At 59.9% G+C, this 20,433-nt stretch carries 10 protein-coding genes; 8 read left to right on the top strand and 2 right to left on the bottom strand.

Features of this window, described 5'->3' with window-relative positions:
- The first annotated feature begins 10 nt into the window (after positions 1-10).
- Complete coding sequence (locus tag FQ746_RS00860; RefSeq protein WP_144106718.1) at positions 11-553, top strand: hypothetical protein; 543 nt, start codon at positions 11-13, stop codon at positions 551-553.
- A 70-nt stretch (positions 554-623) separates the two neighbouring features.
- The gene (locus FQ746_RS00855) at positions 624-1,922 is read left to right on the top strand and encodes a hypothetical protein (RefSeq protein ID WP_144106717.1); all 1,299 of its coding nucleotides are present in this window, start codon (positions 624-626) and stop codon (positions 1,920-1,922) included.
- A gap of 56 nt (positions 1,923-1,978) precedes the next feature.
- On the opposite strand, the gene FQ746_RS00850 is transcribed toward FQ746_RS00855, so the two are convergent.
- Together FQ746_RS00850 and FQ746_RS00845 are read right to left on the bottom strand one after the other, a co-directional pair.
- Positions 1,979-4,069 carry a hypothetical protein gene (locus FQ746_RS00850; RefSeq protein WP_144106716.1) on the bottom strand — a complete coding sequence of 697 codons (2,091 nt, stop codon included), beginning with the start codon at positions 4,067-4,069 and terminating at the stop codon, positions 1,979-1,981.
- Positions 4,070-4,148: 79 nt separating this feature from the next.
- Positions 4,149-11,246, bottom strand: coding sequence for a glycoside hydrolase family 19 protein (locus tag FQ746_RS00845; protein WP_144106715.1), 7,098 nt, complete (start codon positions 11,244-11,246; stop codon positions 4,149-4,151).
- Between the two features lie 78 nt (positions 11,247-11,324).
- On the opposite strand from FQ746_RS00845, the gene FQ746_RS00840 reads away from it, so the two are divergent.
- The 6 genes from FQ746_RS00840 (at position 11,325) to FQ746_RS00815 (ending at position 20,415) form a co-directional block, all read left to right on the top strand.
- A complete protein-coding gene (locus FQ746_RS00840; RefSeq protein ID WP_144106714.1) occupies positions 11,325-12,947 on the top strand; it encodes a hypothetical protein in 1,623 nt (540 codons plus the stop codon).
- A gap of 5 nt (positions 12,948-12,952) precedes the next feature.
- Positions 12,953-16,201, top strand: a complete 3,249-nt coding sequence (locus tag FQ746_RS00835; protein ID WP_144106713.1) for a hypothetical protein — start codon at positions 12,953-12,955, stop codon at positions 16,199-16,201.
- Between the two features lie 59 nt (positions 16,202-16,260).
- Complete coding sequence (locus tag FQ746_RS00830; RefSeq protein WP_144106712.1) at positions 16,261-17,271, top strand: HNH endonuclease; 1,011 nt, start codon at positions 16,261-16,263, stop codon at positions 17,269-17,271.
- 255 nt (positions 17,272-17,526) lie between these two features.
- A complete protein-coding gene (locus tag FQ746_RS00825; protein ID WP_144106711.1) occupies positions 17,527-18,699 on the top strand; it encodes a hypothetical protein in 1,173 nt (390 codons plus the stop codon).
- A gap of 84 nt (positions 18,700-18,783) precedes the next feature.
- Complete coding sequence (locus FQ746_RS00820; RefSeq protein ID WP_144106710.1) at positions 18,784-18,972, top strand: hypothetical protein; 189 nt, start codon at positions 18,784-18,786, stop codon at positions 18,970-18,972.
- A gap of 15 nt (positions 18,973-18,987) precedes the next feature.
- Positions 18,988-20,415, top strand: coding sequence for a hypothetical protein (locus FQ746_RS00815; protein ID WP_144106709.1), 1,428 nt, complete (start codon positions 18,988-18,990; stop codon positions 20,413-20,415).
- Positions 20,416-20,433: the final 18 nt, after the last annotated feature.

Below are 20,433 nucleotides of genomic sequence, written 5' to 3'. Positions count from 1 at the left end.
ATACAGAAACATGACCACCAACGCCACGAAACGGGTGCCCGCACTGCTCGAGAAGCGTCCGGATGTCGAACCGCAAGATGACGGCAAGACGCACATCAACATCTCGATGACTGGCGCCACGGAACTGGGGCAGAAGCTTGCCCACTTTGCACGTACGCCCTTCATCCATCCCTTCTACGGCCCCTTCAAATCGATGGAGGGCTTCTGGCACTACATCAAGTCCGAGGAGCCGGACGACAACTACCGCACGCTGGTTGGGGCGCGGGCAAAGGCTTACGCCAAGACGCGAAAGATGGTGTGGCGCGACGGGTTCACCGAGATCATCATCGAGGCGAACTACCACAAAGCGATCCAGAACGCGGATATCCGGCAGCTGATGAGCGAGTCGACGCTGCCCTTCCAGTACTACTACCTCACGCCCGCACAGGTGCAGGTATTTCCGGAAACGGCGCCGTGGCTCTGCGCAGGACTGGAGCGGGTTCGTCAATGCGTGAAGCGCGGCGAATCCTATCCGATCCAGCCCATTGTCTCGCTGTTCGTGAAGCCGGTCTAAACGCCTAACCCCACCTGAAAAAAAGAGAGCCGCGCGCTCTCTTTTTTTTTTTGCCTCTTTGGAGTCTTCCATGGCTGTTACGCCCTTAGCGTCAACCACCTTCCTGACCGGACCGAATGATGCACTGGAAACGGTCGACGTCTATGCGGGTGATGCAGGGGTCGTGATCAACGCGATTGCGAGCCTCGCTGCGGCATTCGATGTCGACGCAGTGGGTCTGCTGCGCGCCAGCTCCACGGCTGCCCAGGCTGTCCCAACCACCGAGACGGTTGCCAATAGCGACACGCTTGCGAGCACGACGTCCGCCACCGCCCGCACCACGACCGCAGCGAATGCCGTCACCACCACGACGGCCGCAGCCAGTACGGTCAACACGGCTTTCAACACCCTCTCCACGACGGTGCAAACCGCGCTGACGGCCGCCGCGACGACCGTGGGCGATGTCACCACCGCGGTCAACGGTATCGTCTCGACGATAACCAATGGGGGCATCAGCGACGTTCAGAGCTTGGGCGCCATCATCAATGCGTTCTCCGGCAGCACGACCTTCACGGTCAGTGACGCTCAGGCGCTCGCCGGCATCGTGGCCGGGGTGATCAACCAGTGCGCCGCTTACGGCATCTCGGGGGCATTTGCGCCGATGGTGTCGAACATCACGAGCACCGCCGTTCTGAGTTCGGTGATTGCCCAGACACTCTCCACGCTGATCAAGTCCGGGGACCTCGTCAGTCTCCAGGCGCTCGTCACCCAAGCGAGCAGTGCCGGCGTCTCGGCGATCAATCCATCCGCCCTGTCTGACTTCACATCAGGCTACTCGCGCTCTGCCTCGGGCAATGCGCAGCAGGCAACCCCCAGTCAGGGTGCGACGACGTGGGCGTCTGTCCTCGCCTTCTTCGCGGGAGCAGATCCGACTTGGAACGTCTCTACCCGGACCAGCGTCGGAGCGGATGACAATGCGACTGACATCACCACGCTGCAGGATGGCTCGGATGACTTCAAGAGCGTGCTGGCCGCCGGCGTGATGAATAGCACCGATCCCGCCGTACAGCTCTACGCGCTGGCCGCGGTCTATCCGGTCGCGGACGTCGACACGGATCTGAAGGCCTTCTACCCGAACGCCTATATCGATCCCGCGCTTCGCATGACACCCAAGTATGTGGAGCCGGATCAGCTGAGTTCCGCGAGCGCCGTGAGCGCAGCGACGAGCACCTCGCAGATCACGGCCGTTGCGACCACGACCACCACCTCCACCGCGAAGCAACACGATCGTGTGGGAGACCAGCCTACGCCTGGCACGTATATCGACGAGAACTCGGCCGATGCATCTACCCAGACCAGTACCATGATCAGCTTCGCCGAAGCCCTGTAAAAGGTCATAAAGGCCTGAGAGGACAGCGCGTCCTCTCAGGCTTCTATGCCGTCTGCCTAGATCGATGAATCCACACCCTTGAAGAACAGTCCCACCATCCGGGCCGGGAGCAATTCCCCTGCGAAGCTCGCAAAGTGCGACGGGGTGAGCCAGCTCTTCCACTGCGCCATCTGCATGGTCAGGTTCAGTTTGAGACGCTTGAACATGTAGATCTGATCTGCCAGTCCCAGACTCCCCAGTACGGCCATGTAGTCCGTGAATGAGTTGTCCCCGTCAAAGATACCGCCGAGCGTCTTCACCACATTCCCTGCGGCATCGACGCCCGCGCCAAGAACAGCACCTGCCGTCCCTGCCGCTGCAGCGGCAGCGGCGCCACCCACTGGCCCGGCAGCAACTGTCCCCAGAACTGCGCCACCAACAAAGCCCAGCTCCGCCAATGTTTTGGATGTCGCTTGGGTGAGCCCTTGCGTGATCGGCAGATACACCATCGCGGACAAATCCACGACACTGAAGCTTACATCGATCCCCATGGCGTTCCCTTCGTGATCGAAACCGAGGTTGCCGGTACCGCGCGTGATCGAGAAGCTGTCGATGATGCCCAGACGAATCTGACAACGGCCCCGATCATACAGCTCGCAGAGAAAGGGACTGGTCCACGACTGCGGACCGGTGGCCAGCGGCAAGGCTCCCGCAATCAACATCGCAAGCGGGACGTACAGGTTCAGCAACTGCGACACGGGATTGCCGTAGGGGCTAACCAGATTGATGGTGTACGTGCTGCGCGCAAGGTTGGCGGTCGACGACGACCAATGTTTCGGAATGTCGACAAAGGCCGAGCCGCCTAAGGCCGCCAAGCCCGAAACCCCTAGCGAATCCGCAGCGCCAGAAACGAAGTCGGTCACCGCCGAAGCCGCACCGCCGAGAATCGACCCGATTACCCCACCAGCGAGGTTGCCGCCTTCGATGTCGAATCGCGTGCTGCGATTCTGGCTCGACATGCTGTTGATCTTCTGCTGCAGTTCCGAGTCCGCCGTATCGCTACTGAACGTATCCGTCACCGGTCCCGTGGAATTCACCCGGAAACTCACAAATGCCGAGCCATCATCCAGCTCCGCTTCCAAGAAATCAAAGAAGCCCGTTGTTTGAGACGTTTTGGTCGCTGTCTGTTCGGTGGACGAGTCTGCCGAAGCGACGCCAGTGGTGCTGTCAGAACCGCTGGCCGCTGACTGCGGAGCCGCCGGCGCTGTGCCGTTCCACAGATCGAGGTACTGCAGGAAGTTTCGTTTTGGTTGGTCGACGAGCAGGCTCGACGGACCGTAGAGTGACTGCAGCGCTGACGAGAGCGTGACGCTTCCGGTGTCGAGTGCGGCGATGTTGTTCTGATGCTGTTGACGTTCGAGTCGCTTGGCGCGGTTCGCCAGTGAATAGACATCGATACCGCCGCCAGCAAAGAAGATATCGGGCAGTAGAGCATTGAGCTGTGTGAGGCCATCGGAGCTAAACTGATAGTTGTCACCGATGGTCGTTTGCACGTTCGGATCACCCACGCGCGGAATGATGCCCTTATTGACCGCGATCTGGTTGACGATCGTCTGCACCGTTTGCCAGTAGGTTGGCATACTCGGCTTCAGATAATAGAAGCGACTGTTCGGCTTATTTGCGAAGAATGTCGCTGCGACCGCTGCGATATGAAACGCCAACACCTTCCAGCTCATCAGGGCGGCAACATAACCGGCGGCACGTCCGAGCTGATAGAACGCACCCTCTGCACGACCGGTCCGCGCCAGCTGACCAGCTCCGCTGTTGTAAAAGTTCGAGAGGAAGTATGAAAGCGTATTGAACTCCGGCACGCCAAAGCGCATGTGGATTACTTGCGAATGATCGTCGATCATCTCGGAGTAGGAAATCCCCATGCCCTTGCCGCCGCTTTTGCGGCTAGCGGCTTTCGGGTCGGCATAGCGCGTCCATTGTGCCGGGGGGTTGATCGGGATGTTGCCACCCGGGGTGGTGTCGGTGTACTTCAGACTTGCGGTGGTAAAGAAACGATTGGTCTGGTCGATTGTGGCGAGGTCCGTGGACTTCACCAGGAATGACTGCCGGACCCAGCCGGTGTCGGTAATCGTTGTATCGGTCGTGCTCGAAGCCATGCGTCGACTCCCATAGGGGCGAAATAAAAAGCGAGAAGCAGACCGCTAAGTCCGCTTCTCGCTCTAAGGACTACAGGATTTACGCTTGCTTGCGCATGGAGACCGGTGACGCCGGCATCATCTGCCGGGCACCACGCGGATTACTGGCAGGCTGTGATGCAGGGGGCGCATTCGCTGCGTTGCCCTGCTGAGCTGTACTCGCCATGGTTTGCACTGCAGTCAGGATGGCCTTGAGCGTGTCGAGCTGATCGGAATTGATCTTGAGACCCTTGTTCAGGATGTCACTCACATCACCCATTGCCCCCATCTTTTCCTGGTGCTGGGCCTGCTGTACCGCGGTCACGCTACGCGCGCTGGTCACGAGCGGCTGGGCCGACGACGCCCCAAAACCGAACGGCGAATCCTGAACGGCCGGAGACGCCGCCGGTGTCACCGATGCGACACTCGGAGCGGCGGGCGTAGCCGCGGTGGTCGCAGCGGACCCGGCTGCAGCAGACGTGGGTGGCGAAGATGCCCCGACAGACGGTGCCATCGGATGCCCCACCACGTTCTGGATCGCAGCCTTGTCAGAGGCACTTCCTGCGTCATACTCAGACTGTGCTTTCTGGTTCGCGGCCTGACTGCTCTGGGCCACAGCATCCGGCAATGCGGGTGAGGCTCCCGATCCTGCCGGACCTGTAGACGCACCGCCGGAACCTGATGCGCCAGCGGCGGCCGCAGTCGTCGCGCTTGCACCTGCGCCACCACCACCTGCCCCAGCTTTCGCATCCGTACCCGCAGCGGCGCCACCGGCTCCCGCTGCACCATCCTTTCCACCTGCTGCTGCCGGTGTGCCTGACGGTGCCAGCTTGCCTGCCTGTGCCTGCTGCAGGTATTGCTGGTAGAGTTGCTCACGACTGCTGAGGCCATTCAAGCCCCCATTGATCGCAAGCGTTGCAGCGCGCACGTCACCGCTCTTGCCCGCACCCTTCACCCGCTGTTGCCAGTAGGCGACCGCGAGCTTTGCCGCCGTCTCCGGCTCTGCAGCCAGATCCGGATGGTTCACGAGGTCGACGCCAATCAGCTTCCCGAAATGGGCGTAGTTGTCTTTGCCGGTGAGCTGCACCACGCCACGGCCGCGATACTTGTACCCATCGTCCGGATCGGTGTTACCCATACGACCGCCATACGCTGCATCGGCGATCGCCTCCGGACCCGACTGCACGGCAGCTTGCGCGGCCTGCAGGGACGGGAAATGCTTCTTGCCAAACACACGCACCAGGTTGGCGGCGCTGTAGTGCAGATTTTCAGTCAGTGACTTGAAGCCGCCACTTTCGTGATCCATCTGCGCCATGAGCATCGCCTGCTCCTGCGGGGTCTTGATGCCGGCCGCCGCCATCGCCTTGAGGAGCGCGTTCTTCACTGCCTGAGCGCTGGCCGAGTAGGTTTTCTCCACCCACTTGCCCGCGCTCTTAGCAGCCGCCACACCGGTCTTGACGGCCTTGGCAGCTGTCTTGTACGCCTGCGTCTTCTGAACGGCTTGGACGCCCTGCTTGACGGCTTTACTGGCCGCCTTGTAGGTCTGCGTGTTCTGGACGTAATTCACGCCCGTCTTGACCTCGTTACCCGCCCAGGTCGCCGCCTTCTTGACGGCGTTGCCCACAGCGCCCGCCGCATCCGAGATCACCTTGCCCGCCTTCGACAGGAAGCTCGGTTGATCCGTCTTCGACGGGGTCGCGCTATCCTTGGGTTTCGCAGGTCCGGCCGGATCAGCCAGTACCTTCTTCTTGCCCTTGGCAGCGAGCGCATCGAGTGCAGGCTTCACACTCGTGGCATCCGTACTCAGGTCGTAGTGGTTCCACGGCGAGGCGGTGATCTCCCACGCCGATTTCCCATTCGGACTCTTTGTCCCTGCAACGATGCGACCCAACTGGACAGCGGTCTCAGGCGTCAGCAACATACTCACTGCGTCGTTATGGCCCGTGAGCGTGTTGCTCGCACCGACGTAGTTCATATACGTCGGCAGGAAGCGCAGGTTGAACCACGCCTGCCACTGATACCCCAACGTGTTGTTCACGCCAATCACGCCGAACTTGCTGCCCATCTTCGCCAGGATCGTGGCGGAGTCACTGAGGAAGGCGACGTGTGACGGTGCGCCCTTCTCAATCTTCAGCGCCTTGAGCGTTTCCACTTCCAGCGCTTTAAGGGCCGCGACCTTGTCCGCGTCCAGCGATGTCAGACCGTAGGTGCGATATCGGATCGAGGCCAGCAGATCAAGCCGGTCAGGCTCTTTCTTCAGACTCGGATCGATCGGCATCGTGGCCGTCGGCTTCTTGCCGAGGACATTCTGCGCAGAGGTCTTCGGTTCCGCTGCGTTAGCCGTACCGATACCCAGCATGGCCCAGAAGCCCGAGGACTTCTCACCCGGCTTGGCTGCACCCTTCCCACCGGGCTTGCCGTCTGCTGCCGCGCCTACTGCCGCGCCTACTGCCGCACCAGCAGCACCGGCCGCCGCCGCCTTCTTCGCCACATCGCTTCCGGTTTGACCCGTCTTCTTCGCCGTGTCCGGCTCCTTCGCGATGATGGCTTCCGCTTCTGCCACAAACTGCCTGACATCGGCACCCGTTGCCTTCAGCGTTTTCGCGCTGTGGAGGAGCAGGAGGGAGTTATGGAACGGCGAGGTCCGGTTGTTATACGGACCGTTCGGCCAACTCGCTGCCTTCAGGTATTTCTGCTTTTCCTCCTTCGTCAGTTTCTTGTCGACATCGGTGAGCGCCACACCCGAATTGACGCCATGCAAAGCCGTCATGTGCGTGAGGAACACGGGCTTGAAGCGACCCTGGAACCAGGTGAGCCAGTTCTGCACTTCGGTCTTCGATGACTGGTCGATATCGAAGCCCTTGAGCACATCAGCCAGCTTGACCTTCTGCGCGTTGATCTGCGCACCATCCTTGCCGTAGGTCACCGCAGGCAGCAGGGTCTTTTCCAGATCCACCAACACGTCGAGCGAATCATTGTCATCCGGCAGGAAACCGTACTGCGCCATCCGCACTGTTGCGAGCGGACCCGGTTTGCCTGCGAAGAAGTTCTTGATTCCCTTCACGCTCCGGTAGAGCCCGTACCCGACGAGACCGACGGCTGCCGCACCCAGCACAACGGGCGAAGCAATCAGGGCAGCAAGGCCACCGGCACCTGCCGCGAGGACACCCCCGCCGACAGCGGCGGCTTCCCCGATACCCGCTACAGCCCCTGCGCCTTCTGCGAGCGTGGCGCCCGCCCCTGCGGCCTCCCCAGCCGCGGCCTCAATGCCGGTTTCACCAACGGCCGATGCACCGCGGCCCAGCAGACGACCGCCGAAGCGCTTCAAGCCACCCCACGCAGCGCGACCCGCTTTACCGACCTTGGTGCCGAGGAAACTTCCCACTGCACCTTCTGCTGCATCCATGCCGCGGGTGAGCAGATTGCCGCTCCCCTTCGTCTTGTCCGTCCCTCCGCCTTTCAGCTTCGCGAGGAGTGCAGCAATTCCGCCGCCTTTCTTCGCAGCAGCAGCCGCCTTCGGCTCCGTACCACCGATCTCTCCCTTGTGCTGCATTTCCTCCCAGGAGTTGGTGACAAAGCCATCACCTGTCTCGTCGCCTTTCAACCGTTGCTTGCGCTCAGGCAGACGGGATTTCAACAGGTCACGGATCTCGGTCAGGCGCTCGGTCATGGTCTTCGAACCTGCAAAGACCAGCCCGTCCTTTCCGATCCACTTCGATACCCAGTTACCGATGAGTTCGAATGGCTTGGAGATCGCCCCCTTCGCGATGTTGAGCCCGCCCTTCAATGCCTTCCACGCCATCCCGATCGGAACGGTGGCCGCACTGAGGAGCTTCATCAACGGGGAACGGATGGGCTTGCCGTTGACGTCGACCAGTCCCTTGCCGATCATCTCTTTCGAGAGTGCGACAACAGGCTTGCCGGGATCGCTGACATCCATCACCGGACCATCAATGAGACCCGGCCGGGTGATCTTGTGGCCGGTCCGCTGGGAGACGTAGGCACCCGAGCGCATCATGATCGCGAGGAGCACCGGATCCGGATTGCCCTTCACGTAGATGTCCTGCGGGGCATCCATGATGTTCATGCCAGCGCGGATGGCACGAGCACCCGTACGGATGATGCGAGGCACGAGGGAGGTGATCCCGCCCGTGGCCGCATCGAGCAGTCCCTTCGCGCCCCTCCAGACAGAACCCAACGCCTTCAGCGAGCGCAGACCCGCCTTGCTCTTGGTGAAGGCATCGCCAATCTCGTCTGCCTTCAGGATGACCTTCTCAGGATCCCAGGCATCGACCACATCGCCCTTGATGTCCTTGTAGGACTTGATGACCTGACCCGTCGCCTTGTCCCGGTAATGGCCCGCTTTCAACTTCCACGCGAGCAAGACGGGTTCAGGATTCTTGCCAACGTAGATATCGTCAAAGCCCTTCGCGAACTCCAGCGCTTTCTTGCCCCCGGTGCCCAGTGCGCCAAGACCGTTACCGATCATTCCGCGCGCGCGCTGCATCAGCGGCGAGGGCTTCTTCATCCAGTCCCATGCCCCCGCGACGCCCGATCGCACCTTCCCGGTTACACCCCCGAAGATGTCACCGAGGTTGTAATCTAGCCATGCCTTTCGAGCTTTGCCGCTCTTAGCGTCCGGGGGTGGTACGCCGTCGCCGGCAGGAGCGTGACCAGACACAGCCACACCAGACGTAATCTTCTTTTGAATCGCAACGAGCGTTGCATGGATCTTCTCCGAAATAGTTTTACTGCTGCTTTGTTTGATCGCGGCGATCACACCTGCAAAGTCCCCGCGTCCCTGTGCCTGATTCGGCCCACCGTCAATCGAGCGTCCCCACTTGTTGCCAAGGAAGTGATTGACGTCGTGTGCAGCGGAACCATGAAGGTCCTCGCCCACCGCACCCGTGTTCAGGCGATGAAACTCACCTTCCACCAGTCGCAACCAGCGGCCCACGTCTTTTTCATAGACAGGACCATGCTTCTTCATCACGTTGTCCTGCGCCATCTGCGTCAGTTCCGCGGACGAAGCATTCGCGTGAGGTGATGCAGCAGCGGCTGCAGGCGCAGCGGGCTGGGGTGCAGGTGTTGCGGCGGCCGCAACACCTGACGCACTTGGATTGGGTCTGGCGAAATTGCCGAACGGATGACCGCTTCGCCCGCGCCGGCGGCGACGGCCGGAGGCGACTTTGCCCTGCGGTGCAAAACTCTCACCGAGGTAATAGTCCTGGAGCTTCTGCAGATCGAGCGTGCCGTTTGGTCGGATGAGCCCCGCCTTCACGAGAATCTGCCCCTGCCCGCTATTGAGCATGTCCTGCATGTGGGCGCGTGAATCCGCCATGCCGCTGCCCAGATGCGCAAAGCGCGCCTGGAAAGCCATCTGCTTCTTGTTGTCCGTATCGTCCGAGAAGTAATCCCGGAACAAACCCGACAACGCATCACCGTGCTCGGCGTCCGCACCCTGGTATTCCCAGATGTCGGAATAGCGCTTGGCTGAACCTACCCGGTTGTTCAGGTTGTCGGACATCATCCGACGAATGAGCACCTTGCGCTGCTCAGCTGTGAGCTTGCGCTTGCTACCTTTCTCCAGCTCATCCACGAGCCCGTGGGCACGTTCCTGCACAAACGCCGCATCACCCGGGCGCACGACCGAATGCAGCGCCCGCGCGGTGACCTCCGACTTCTTGCCGAAGGTGTTCTTCGCATGGTCGTAATGCGTGAGCTCGACCGAGCTGTCTCCCGTGCGCATGATCTGCAATTCACGGTAGATCCGGGCCAGGTAGCCAGGGATGATTTCCGTCAGGGACTTGCGCGCCAAGCCGTTAAATGGCGCCGGGTCCTGCAGGTTGCGCAGATTGTCGACGTGAAAGCCGGTCTGCACACCGTTCGACGCAATGGCCTGATCTTTCAGCCAACGCAACATGCCACCAACGACCGGAGCGTCATCCCACTTATCGGAGTGGGCGAACTCCATCGCGTGCTGGGGTGCATTGCCCGCGTAGAACTGCAACAGGTTCCCGATGCGATTGACGTCGCCCGCGTACTTGCTGTTCTTGACGTGCTTGCCGATCCATTTGCCAAAGCGCGGGGCCAATCCATCAGCGACCATCCCGCCGACCATGTTGCCCCCCATCTCGGCACCGGACGGACCCCCCATGTCCGCCATGCCACCGACCATGTCGCCCATACCCATCGCCATCTGGGCACCGCCCACGATGCCCGACAGACTGGATTTCATCTGGCGCTGCAGGTGTCCGGTCAGGTTGCGCATGAACTGCGAACGCTGGCTAAGGACCATGCCCCCCACATTACCCATGAACTTGTTGCGCAGGATGATCGGCCAATCTTCACGGGCCTTGATCTTGAGCAGGTCTGGCAGGCCGGTGTTCTTCTGGATCGATTGAAGCAGTTGCGTGGTCTGGGCGTTCTGCCGCTTGGCTTCGCTTAGCGCGTCCATCGCAACAAAGTACTGGCGGTACTGCAGCTCGAGCGTCTTGCGCTGGAAGTTGACCGTGACCTTGTCCTGGTAATCAGCCAGTCGCTGGAGTGCGATGCGCATAGCACTCAGCTGCGTGATCTGTGTATTGGCCCGATTGTGGTCGATGTTTTTCTGGATGTCGGCTTCAGCCTTGTCCTCAGCGCGCTCCTGCGCCGCCGTCTGCGCCTGGTAGGCGAAGACATCACCCAGCATGGCTTGCGTCGAGGCATGGCGCATGGCTTCTTCGGAGATCCCGGTGGAGCCAGAATTCGCCGTCTCGGTCCATGCCTTGATCCGCTGCTGCATCTTCGCGGGCAGGATTTTGCTCGCTGACGGCAGGAGTTTCGCCGTCGCCCGCTTCATCTCGTTGAGGGCGGGCTTGATCTCGTTGGCGCCGGAATTGTATAGGCTTCGGATTGAGGCAGTCGCCTCGTCCGCCAGCTCCATCGCGCTGCCATAGCCCGATGGAAGCGCCCCCTTGATCGTCTTCTTGATAAAGCTCTCGCTGCGCGTGGCATCCCAGATGCCCGTGACTGTCCCCTTGGTGAAGTCCTTTGCAGCCGAGACGGCCGGATGGCGATCGTTCTTGGGTGGCTTCGACTGATAGTCGAAGTCCGGCAGATCCAGTTCGGTATCAAACCCAAACTCGTCTGTTGATTTCAAGCGTTTCTTCTTAGCCATTGCGACGGCTCCATTTAAAGCGCAGGCCGTGTCCAGATCACGGCTCCTCATAGATTTTTGTTTTTAGGCAGACAAGCCATGATTCGCTCGGCGATTCCCTTCAACATCTCTCTGCTCGAACTCACGCCTGCCAGGTTAGCCGGATTGCGCCCTGTGCGTTCGCTGGACTTCTTCGACGGCAACTCGCAGTCCTTTCACGACGATGGGTTGTTCTCCGTGAGCATCTTTGGGAAGGTGGGAGACGAGAAACGCTCGTCGCGTTTCTCCTACATCGACATCAAGGTGCCGATCTTTCACCCGGTGGTGTACCGGGCGCTCGTGAGTCTCAAGCGCCTCTACGGCGAGATCATTTCGGGTCAGGAACGTGCTGTCTGGAACCCCGAGCTACGCGACTTTGAGCGCAGTGATGCGATCAACGGCCAGACGGGCTTTGCCTTCTTCGTTGCGAACTGGAAGAACCTCGTCTTTGCCCAGACGAAGAGCGATCAGCGCGAGCAGAACATCAAGCTGATCGAGAAGTACCGGGACAAGGCGATGACCTCCAAGATCGTTGTGATGCCAGCCGGCATGCGCGATCTGGAAATTGGTCCGGATGGCCGGATTCGTGAAGACGAGATCAATACGATCTATCGCACGCTGCTCGCAAAGTCGAATGCGATCACCGAGAACGTGCTGCGCGCAAACCCCGAGATCATCAACACGGTGCGATTCAGTTTGCAGAACACCTTCTGCCAGCTCTATGACCTGCTCGAATCAATGATCGAGGGCAAGAAGAAGTTGCTGCTCGGCAAGTGGGCAAGCCGCCGGGTATTTGACGGCACACGGAACGTGATCACGGCGATGGATACGTCCACCGCCTATCTGGGTGCAAAGGGCAACCCCGGCTACAACAACACGGTCATTGGGCTCTATCAGATGCTCAAGGCTGCGCGGCCGGTGGCGACCTATCAGATCCGCAATGGCTTCCTGCAAAGAGTCTTTCTTGGCGCGACTGCTCCCGCGCGGCTCGTGAACAAAAAGACCTTGATGCAAGAGCCCACGATGCTCAAGCCGGATTACTACGATCGCTGGATGACGACCGAGGGCGTCGAGAAGATCATCACGGCCTTTGGCGAAGAGGACATGCGCCACAAGCCGATCGAGATCGACGGGAAATATCTGGGACTCATCTACAAGGGACCCGATCACAGCTTCCGGCTCTTCAGTGGGCTCGATGAATTGCCCGATGGCTTTGACAAGAAGTACGTCACCCCGCTTACGTTCTGCGAGCTGCTGTACGCCTCGACATATCGCCACCTGACCGGTCTACCCCTGTTCATCACCCGCTATCCCATCACCGGGATCGGTTCGATCGTGCCCAGCAAGGCATACGTGAAGACCACGATCCGTGCGGAAGCCCGTGAAGAGTTGGGGCCGGACTGGCGACCGATCGGCGAGGACTACACCGCCTACGAATTTCCCATCACGGGAGGCGCCTTCATCAACTCGCTCGTGCCGCACAGCGCACGCCTGGGTCGCATGGGGGCGGACTTCGACGGCGATACGGCTTCGGCCAACGTCACCTACACCGACGAGTCGATCGCGGAGCTGGATGACTTCCTCGGTAGTCGGCGAGCCTACGTAGGCACCGACGGCCGGGCACTGGCGAGTGTGGCGGTCTCCACAGTCGAGCTGGTGCTGCACAACCTGACTGGGGACTAACGACAATGTTTCTGTACGAATATTTTTACCAGCACTACGGCATCCGGCGCACGTCCCAACTGATCTCGCCCCCGATGCCGCTGGTGGAGCAGCTGCATCTGCCCAAGCGCAGTCTGTTTCACTTCATGGGCACGAGCCCGCTCGATCAGGGTCCCGATTCCAACCAGCTGGAATTCCGCGGGGTCACCAAGCCCATCGTCGTGCAGCATGTCTTCGAGCAGCGCGCCCAACTGGGTCACCCCCGTCCGATTCCGACGTCCACGCAGCTGCTGTCGTCCAAGTGGTTCCAGCGCAATCGTCGTTACAAGAAGCTCTTGAACTTCGATGTCGGTACGCGCGACGAGAATACGCTCGCCGTGTTCAACTACGCCTTCCTCTGGGGGCTGTTCCGTTATCCGCGTTCGCTCTACACCGCGTACAGCCAGTGGCACAACATCGCGGAAACGATGTGGTCGGTGGCGGGTGAGATTGCCCAGACATCGAACCGTCATCAGTTCATCCCGATTACGCTGCCCCGGATCCTGCCCTGTCTGGCTGACCTGAATCTGGGGACGGCCAGCGGCATGAACCAGCGCCTCATCAAGCGGTTCAATTCGCACGAGTCACTGATGATCCTGGAGATCTGGAAGTGGCTGGGGGAGAACCGGAAGACGTCGATGCTCTCGCACGTCGACGACAAGCGTCTGTCGCGCATCAATCTTCTGTTCGAGGAAAGCGGCCGCTGGTTTGTCATGAACCTTGGCACCGTCAACGACTGGCGTGTCGCGACGGAAGCCGAACTGGCAGCGGACCCCGATGCGAATCAACATGGTCTCGCCCCGCAACGGCTGCAGCGCTACTTCCTGAAGATGCTGATGTCCCTCATGGAGGCGCGCACCACCGCGGCGCCCGAAGTGATGGCACAAAGCGACTCGGAATCCGCGCCGAGCGATCTGACGCCAGATGAGCCGAGCAATGTCGTCGACGTCATCGATCCCCTGACGGGCGTCGCGGTCAAGCAAGTTTCGCAGCCATTCGAAGTGCCCAACGGACTGGGCGTCACACCGAAGCAGGTGGATGCCGACATCAACGAGGAACTCGACCAGAACCGACAGGCCGCGGCCAAGGTGGCGCACGTTATTCAGCATCAGGCCATCGAGCCGGCCGAGCGCGGCATCGACATCAAGCCGGATCTGGAAGTCGAGAAGCAGATGGATCACGATCTCGACCAGCTCGAGTACATCGCCAACATCAGCCATGCGGATGAAGACGATGCCTCGATGCAGCGGCCCCTCGAGTCACCGGGTACGCTCACCCCGGATGGTGCGGTCATGAAAATCTGTGACCGCCTCGCTGAGCAAGGCATGCTCACAGCGGGGGAACACCGTCGGTATCAGGCGCTCTCGGAAGCGTACAAGAAGATTGTGGCCCCTGACGGCAAGTCGACACTGGCCGACTTCGTGAAAATCCCGGCAGAGGCAATCGCGATTCCGGCCTCTCCCGAGATTCCGGACATCAAGACGGTGACCGACAAGTCGATGTTGAAGTCCTCGCTGCATGTGTTTGACTCGCACTACATCAAGCACGTGATGCAGAAAGACATTGCGGGCATGGTGCTGAACCTGCAGCAGGCGGGACTTTGCGTGACGGACTACGACGTGCAGGAAGTCGATGACGTCATGGGAACCTACAACGTCTACACGGCACGCGTGACGCCGGTAGATGGCGCCTCGTCGACGTTCCGGTTCCGCTTGCCGGTGTTGTCAGAAGACGGGACCTTCACGAGCAATGGCGTGAAGTACCGGGTACGGAAGCAGCGGGGGGATTTGCCTATTCGCAAGATCGCCCCGGACCGCGTGGCACTGACCAGCTACTACGGCAAGGTGTTCGTTTCACGCTCGACCAAACGCGTCAACGACTCCGGCACCTGGCTCGTGAACAACATCACGGCCATCGGACTGGACAAGAGCAACCCCATTGTCCAGCACCTGCAAACCGCCGCGGTGTTCGACAACCTCTTCACCGCACCGCGCCTATATAGCACGCTGGCCATGGCATTTCGGGGTTTCCAGCTGGGTGGCTTTGACTGGAGTTTCGACCACACGAAGCGCGAAGCCCTCTACGGGAAAGACACGCTCGCGATGATCGAGCGCGACGGGATCGTGGTCTGCGGGAAGTCCCTCCGAAAGCCCAATGCGTTTCTCATCATGGATCGTCAGGGGGCGCTCTATCAGTACGACAAGGGTGAGCGTCATCGCCCTCTCGACCTGCCCTCCATCGAAGAGATGCTGGGGCTCGATCCGAGCAAGTCGCCGGTGGACTTTGCGGAAGTATCGGTGCTGGGTCGGACAATTCCCCTGGGGATCGTGCTGGCCTACGAGATGGGACTGGATCGCCTGATGAAGTTCCTGGGTGTCGAGCCCCGGCGCGTGCCAGCAGGTCAGCGGGTGAACCTGCAGCCCAACGAGTACAGCCTTGTGTTCGCCGATGAGACGCTCGTGCTGCCGAAAGACAAGATGTACGCGTCCCTCGTGCTGGCGGGCTTCAATGAGTATCACCGCAGCATCCGGACCTACAACTTGCATGAGTTCAACAAGCGCGGCGTGTATCTGAATGTGCTGGAGTCGGGCGGTGCCTCGCAACGGTATCTGCGGGAACTGGATCTGCAGTACCAGCTCTTCGTGGATCCGATCACGCGGGAGCTCTTGATCGACATGAAGGAGCCGACCGATTATCAGAGCCTGCTGCTCAAAGCCTGCGAGATGCTCCTGACGGATACCCATCCCGATGAACTCGATTCGCGCTGGATGCGGATCAAGGGCTACGAGCGGATGTCCGGTGCGGTCTATTCAGAGATCGTGCGCTCTATCCGGGTGCACAACGGTCGGCCGGGCAAATCGCGCGTGCCCATCGATCTGAACCCGTTCCAGGTGTGGAAGAACGTCACCCAGGATCCGGCAAAGATTCAGGTGTCGGATATCAACCCGATCCAGAACCTGAAGGAGATGGAAGCGGTCACCTATTCCGGTGTCGGCGGTCGTGGCTCGCGCAGTATGACCAAGCAGACCCGTGTCTACCATGAGAACGACATGGGCACCATCTCTGAGTCGACGGTCGACTCGTCCGATGTGGCGATCAACACCTACACGAGTGCGGATCCCCAGTTCACGTCGCTGCGCGGTCTCTCGCGCCGCTACGACCTGAAGACGTCCGGGGTGACCGCCTTGCTCTCAACCTCGGCACTGCTCTCGCCGGCGGCGGATCGGGATGATTAACGCTTTTGTATTGAAACGAAGTTAACCCTCCTATCGTATGTAAAGGATAGGAGACTGTAATGCCAGAACTTAGTCACCTCTCGGGTTTCTTCAAGATACCGGGATATTCGCAATACTTGATCGATAAGACTGGGTCGGTGATTAGTCACCCGCTGTTTGAGGAAGTCGTTGGCTGGCGAGGAGCGAATGGTTACTACAACCTTTCGATGACCTCCGATGCCGGGACGACGGCACTTATCGGTCGCCATCGCTTACTTGCTTGCGTCTTCAAACATCCTGGGAAGGATGTCAAAGATCTAGTGGTGAACCACATCGACGGGAATAAGGAGAATGACTCTCTCGACAACCTAGAATGGGTAACGTACCAGGAGAACGCGGAGCACGCGGGGAGACTGGGGCTGACGCGAAAGTGTCTACCCATTCAGGTTCGTGATGTCGACTCTGGACAAGTTGACGAATACGCAAGTCTGATCGAATGCGCCAGATCGCTCGGCATTTCGAAGGATGCGATAGCGTGGAGAGTCAAAGCTGACTCGTGTCGGGTGTACCCCGAACGAAAGCAGTATCGACTCGCTGCGGCAGGTAGTGAATGGCCGGTCTCAGTTGGCGATCTCCTCACGTGGTATGGGAGAACGAGACCAGTGGATGCTCGTAACGTCATGACGGGCGAGGTGCGGGGGTTTGACTCCCTTACTCAGCTTGCGGGTTATCTCGACGTGGCTCTACCGACCGTACAACAGTGGTTGACAGCGCCCAATCAACCCGTGGTCAGTGGTATGCATCAATTGAAATGGCGTGAGGATAAGACGCCGTGGCGAGACGTGCAGAACCCCTATTACGAGCACGAGATCTTCAGTGGGAAACGCGTGGTCCTGGTGACAAATCAGTCATCCGGAGAGGAGCAAATCTTCCTGTCCGCGATTGATTGTGCCAAGGCCCTCGGCATACGTCCCACTGCACTCACCTATCGGCTCAAAAGCGAAGGGAAGACGGTTTTCCCAGACGGACTAAAGTTCAAGTATTACAACGATCGTTCAAGCAACAAGCAGGGTCCGGTTACTCAGCAATGAGTGACTGAATGTTCTCTTACTGACGGGGACCCCCTTAGAGCCTCACTTACCAAGCGACGGCAGTAATGGCGTCGTGGCTGAACTAATCACTCAGGTACGGTAACAAAGGTGAGGATTGGGCAATCCGCAGCGAAGCTCCCGAAAGGGAGAAACGTTCAACGACTAACCGCTTATCACGGTGTACCGGTCAAGCGACTGGGAAATGGGAACCCTCCCTCTGGGAGGAAGATATAGTCTGCTCCATTGGGAAAGCCAATGGCGGGTGTCATAGCACACCGGCTCCGTGTCGCGAACGGAGTGGACATAAAGCCAAAACGGGTCAACTTTATCGGGATCCAGCAGTCGCACGGCATCGCCTGCAAGGGCTATCGCCAGGCGTCGCTGCGTACCGGTTACGAGCAGGTCATTGCGCATCGCACGAGTGATCTATTTGCCCTCACCGCGAAGAAGCCTGGGAAGGTGATTTCGGTGACGCCAGAAGGCATGCAGGTGCAGTACGACGATGGTCAGATCCAGGGTATCGAACTGGGTCGACGCTACGGGAACGCGGCCGGTCTGATTGTGCCGCACCAGGTCAACCCGGCAGTACGGGTCGGACAGGTCTTCAGGCCGGGTGAACTCCTTTGCTACAACGAAGGGTTCTTCGAGCGCGATGTGCTCAATCCCCGTGGTGTGGTGTGGAAGGCTGGGATCACCGTGAAGACGGTGTTCATGGAAGCAACGGTGACGCTGGAAGACTCTTCCGCCATCTCGAAAGAGGTGGCCGAGTTGCTCTCGACGAAGACCACGAAGATGCGAACCATCGTCGTGAACTTCGATCAGGAAATCCACAAGGTGCGCAAAACAGGCGAACGCGTGGGGGCGGAAGATATTTTATGCGTCATCGAAGACGCCGTGACCGCGGGCAATCGCCTCTTTGATGAGGAGTCGCTCGACACACTGCGGGTGCTCAGTGCGCAAACGCCCCAGGCCAAAACCAAGGGGCAGATCGAACGCATCGATGTGTTCTATCACGGGGATCTGGAGGACATGTCCGATTCCCTGCGCAAACTCGCTGCCGCCTCCGATGTCGCCATGATCCGCCGCTCTCGAGCTGCGGGCAAACGGGGCTACAACGGCAGCGTGGATGAAGCCTTCCGTGTCGAGGGTAACCCGCTCCAACCGGATACCGCCGCCATCCAGTTCTACGTGACGACGGATGTGGCTGCGGGTGTCGGCGACAAAGGCGTCTTCGGTAATCAGCTGAAAACGGTGTTCGGTGCCGTGATGGAACGCGACCTTCGGACTGAATCCGGTTTGAAGGTTGATGCTGTCTTTGGTGCCAAGTCCGTGGCTGACCGGATTGTGTCCTCTCCCGAAGTCATCGCGACGACCAACACCTTGCTCGATGTCATCGCTGCCAAGGCCGTCGCTCTGTACAACTCGTGACCTCTGACAGATAGCGTGCCTTTCGGGTGCGCTATCTGTTGCTGTTTTGTTTATCTCTTCCGTGCTTTGCTGATAGGAATCCTCATGAAAAACAGAGAATCTGAAAAGACGCTCGTGACGCTCGCGAATGCCACGAAACTCGTGCGCACAGTCGTTCAGGGCGTCATCGGCAATGACGTCGCTGATTCGATTGCGGGCGCTGCGCTGACGAGCGACGTGATTGACCAGCTCGCACAGGCCAATTTTCAGGCCGCCGTGCAACCCTACCTGTAACCGGAGCGATCCACCATGTTGAATGAAAAAGAGCTGATGAGCTCGCTCCCCTTGACCGAACGTCTGGACGCTGCGGGTTACGCCCTGCATCCGGTTGGGGGCACCCCGCTCGAAGCCTTGGTTGCCGCCAGCCGCTCGGACTCCGGTCTCTATGACATGGCCCAAGGCAATGTGGGTCAGCTCGTCGTGAATATCGGCGTCATGGCCAACAAGCAGCAGCCGTTCCTCGGCTGCGCAGAACACGACGTCGTGCTCGATGACATCGTCGCCACCGCGTGCGATGCCGTCAAGAATCACATCGCGGTAGCCCGTGGCGTGGTCGCACCGGTTGTGAAAGACCTGTACTCGCGTGTGTCGGACTCACTGGGTGAACTGACCCGGTCCTCGTTGCTCGGGATGGAAGTCGAAGTGCAGGGCGAACCCAAGCCACTGAACAATGGCGCGCTGCAGGCCGCCATTCGCAAGTTTGAGCGTGTCTCGTTCGATAGCCCCTCGTTGTCGCTGGCGTTGCCGGATATGACGGTGAGCGAGCTGGCTGAATTGGCCGGCTCGGGAAGCGGTTCGCTCGATGGCGATGTGGCGGAATGGCTCGCGGCCAAAGGCGATGGCTTCCTCTCCCGTGTCTGGAAGGGCATGTTCCAGCAAGGCTCGGACGCGAAATTCCGTAACTTTGCAGAATGGGTCGGTGACCGGGTGGAAGGGGTGGACGTGGCGCTGGCCGTGTTCCTCTTCACGCGCAAGCTCTTTGAAGGCAAGCCGATGGAAGGCACGAACATGTCGCTCGCGAATTACCGCGGCGTGCTCGCTGAATTCCGGGATCAGGCGGGCGCCACGCTCTGCCGGGCGCTGGATAAGGTGGAGCGCTCGGTGCGTTCGGGCATCCTGGTGCGCGACATCGTCGGGGCGAAGACGGTCGTCTATGAACCGGTGTATCGCCAGTTCCTGGAAGCCGGCGGCACGAACGAGATGCTCTTCGCGAATGCGCTCACGATGCCGCTCGCCACGTCCCTCGACGCCATCCTGGCGAAGAAGGATCAGTTGGCCACGCGCTGGAACACCCACACGGGCATCACCAAGACGGCCGAAGCCAACAAGCGTTTCAACAAGGCGAAGGAGCTGCTCAACCACCACTTCCGTGCGCAGTTGAGCGACCACATCGACGGCGCGGATGGGTTCGACCATAACCGCGACCTCATCGTGAAACTCTTCAATGAGCAGCTTGCGCTGGTGACGCTCGGTGATCTGGACGATCTCTACAACCTCTGCCTGAAGCTCGTGTGCCGCTCGCGCTACTTCCAGACCGATGCCGAACGCATTCTCGGCGGGATCGATCGCGCCAAGCGTGAGAATCCGACTCTGTCGGTACGCGAAGCCGCGACGGTGAGCATTGTCGATTACATCGCCTTCTGGGTGGCGTCGATGCTCCGCATCCAGCACTACTGAGCCTCACCCTCCCCTGCT

Source organism: Paraburkholderia sp. BCC1886 (assembly GCF_900996245.1).
GTDB lineage: Bacteria > Pseudomonadota > Gammaproteobacteria > Burkholderiales > Burkholderiaceae > Paraburkholderia.
This window is presented reverse-complemented; position numbering and strand designations above follow the sequence as displayed.

What these genes read in the sequence shown, in the direction of transcription:
- FQ746_RS00855 (WP_144106717.1), top strand. Translation starts at nt 624, where the DNA reads ATGGCTGTTACGCCCTTAGCGTCAACCACCTTCCTGACCGGACCGAAT.
- FQ746_RS00845 (WP_144106715.1), bottom strand. Translation starts at nt 11,246, where the DNA reads ATGGCTAAGAAGAAACGCTTGAAATCAACAGACGAGTTTGGGTTTGAT.
- FQ746_RS00860 (WP_144106718.1), top strand. Translation starts at nt 11, where the DNA reads ATGACCACCAACGCCACGAAACGGGTGCCCGCACTGCTCGAGAAGCGT.
- FQ746_RS00820 (WP_144106710.1), top strand. Translation starts at nt 18,784, where the DNA reads ATGAAAAACAGAGAATCTGAAAAGACGCTCGTGACGCTCGCGAATGCC.
- FQ746_RS00835 (WP_144106713.1), top strand. Translation starts at nt 12,953, where the DNA reads ATGTTTCTGTACGAATATTTTTACCAGCACTACGGCATCCGGCGCACG.
- FQ746_RS00825 (WP_144106711.1), top strand. Translation starts at nt 17,527, where the DNA reads ATGGCGGGTGTCATAGCACACCGGCTCCGTGTCGCGAACGGAGTGGAC.
- FQ746_RS00815 (WP_144106709.1), top strand. Translation starts at nt 18,988, where the DNA reads ATGTTGAATGAAAAAGAGCTGATGAGCTCGCTCCCCTTGACCGAACGT.
- FQ746_RS00850 (WP_144106716.1), bottom strand. Translation starts at nt 4,069, where the DNA reads ATGGCTTCGAGCACGACCGATACAACGATTACCGACACCGGCTGGGTC.
- FQ746_RS00830 (WP_144106712.1), top strand. Translation starts at nt 16,261, where the DNA reads ATGCCAGAACTTAGTCACCTCTCGGGTTTCTTCAAGATACCGGGATAT.
- FQ746_RS00840 (WP_144106714.1), top strand. Translation starts at nt 11,325, where the DNA reads ATGATTCGCTCGGCGATTCCCTTCAACATCTCTCTGCTCGAACTCACG.